Here is a 1,614-nt window from a genome sequence, read left to right as displayed (position 1 = left end):
CGGCTGACGCGATTCCGCCGAAGGGCCGAAGCCAACACCACGCTGGTCACTCCCTTGAAGCGATCGATTGCCGCCTCGATGACGGCGTGGTCGTCGATCAGATCGGGGCCTGCGAAATCGTCCGAGACCTGGCCGCACTGGATTGACACCGCACCCAGCCACGGGGCGCGGTAGTGACTCCGCCTCGTTCGCTCTATCATCAATTTGTATCCGATAATCGATGAAAGTGAGGGGTTGAGTGTGATGAACGAGCCCACCGACGCCAGCACCGAAGCCCGCTACCTGCGAGGCGATCTCGGCTTCGAGGATGCGCTGCGGGAGGTCACCGGCACCGACGTCGACCGGACGTTCTTCGCCCAGATCCTGCACAGTCTGTCCGACCAGAACCCGGCAGCACCGCCGCTATCCGACCACGATGCAACCCTGCTCGACCAGGCCGGGTTCGTCGACGACCCGGCCGCGGCGACCGCCGCTCGGGTGGATCGCGACATTCGCATGCAGGAACTGGTCCGCAGCTCCCTGTCGATCGCCGAGGCCGCGGACCGTCTCGGGGTGACCGCGGCCCGAATCCGGCAACGCCTCGGCGAGGGCACCCTGTGGGCATTTCAGTCGGGCCGCAACCGGTTGCTGCCGCCCGCCCAGTTCACCGACACCGGCGCGGTGCCGCATCTCGACCAGGTGGTGCCGCTGTTGGCGAAGGATCTGCACCCGCTGACCGTGCAGGCATTGCTCACCCGCCCGCAGCCGTCCCTGACCGTCGAGGGCCGGCCGGTGTCGATCGTGGCATGGCTGACCGGCAGCGCCGGAGCCGCCGACGACATCGAACAGGCCCGAGGCGTGATCACCGCCGCCGAATGGGAATCGGCATAGATGGGGTCGATGCTGCCCGCGCCCCCGACCATCACCGAGCTCCGTGACGCAGCCGTGCGCGGCGAGGAAGTGATCAACTGGCAACCGACCGAAATGATGTGGCGGGTGCATCGCACCACCGGCACCCGGGTGCTGCCCTGGAACGGAATGCGCACATTCGGGCCGATCCTGCGGTTCGACCACCACCCCACCCCGCGCGCCGAACATCCCGGCTACGGCATCTGGTACGGCGCCTCCAGTCCCCGCGGCGGGTTGGCCGAGGCGTTCCAGAGCGCCCGGCTGATCGACCGGCACCGCGGCGACCCGCATCTGACCGGGCTGCGATTCATCCGGCCGCTGAGATTGCTCGACGTATCCGGCATCGGCGAGGGGGCGTGGGCGACCCGGGTCGGCGGCAACCACGCCCTCGACTCCGCGACGCACGGACGAACCCAGCACTGGGCCCGCACAATTCACCGCGCCCACGACGACCTCGACGGGATCATCTACCGCGGCCGGTTCGCGGGCAGTGTTTGCATCGCGATCACCGACCGCGCCGCTGACTCGTTCCCGGCGCTGCCGGCGTTGTCGCTGCCGTTGTCGCATCCCGGGTTGTCCGGGCCGATCGACAGCGCGGCCTATCAGCTCGGCTATACCGTCACCTGATTGCGACACACACGCGGTGAATCGCTGGGACCCGTGGCCGCATGTCCCGTGACGGCACCGCATCGACTGCAGCACGATTCTGTGTCGACGAAGCGGTGC

2 protein-coding genes are annotated in these 1,614 nt (G+C 68.2%); both read left to right on the top strand.

The features are described from left to right. Positions 1 to 243: 243 nt before the first annotated feature. Positions 244 to 870, top strand: a complete 627-nt coding sequence (locus ACFTZB_RS45515; protein WP_378442564.1) for a hypothetical protein — start codon at positions 244 to 246, stop codon at positions 868 to 870. Beyond that, positions 871 to 1,515 carry an RES family NAD+ phosphorylase gene (locus ACFTZB_RS45510; protein ID WP_378442562.1) on the top strand — a complete coding sequence of 215 codons (645 nt, stop codon included), beginning with the start codon at positions 871 to 873 and terminating at the stop codon, positions 1,513 to 1,515. Positions 1,516 to 1,614 lie beyond the last annotated feature (99 nt).

Source organism: Rhodococcus sp. NPDC057014, assembly GCF_042673295.1.
In the GTDB taxonomy this organism is placed as follows: Bacteria; Actinomycetota; Actinomycetes; order Mycobacteriales; family Mycobacteriaceae; genus Rhodococcus_F.
This window is presented reverse-complemented; position numbering and strand designations above follow the sequence as displayed.

Bases quoted from the DNA above. Each gene is read 5' to 3' on its own strand.
- ACFTZB_RS45510 (WP_378442562.1), top strand. From the start codon at position 871: ATGGGGTCGATGCTGCCCGCGCCCCCGACCATCACCGAGCTCCGTGAC.
- ACFTZB_RS45515 (WP_378442564.1), top strand. From the start codon at position 244: ATGAACGAGCCCACCGACGCCAGCACCGAAGCCCGCTACCTGCGAGGC.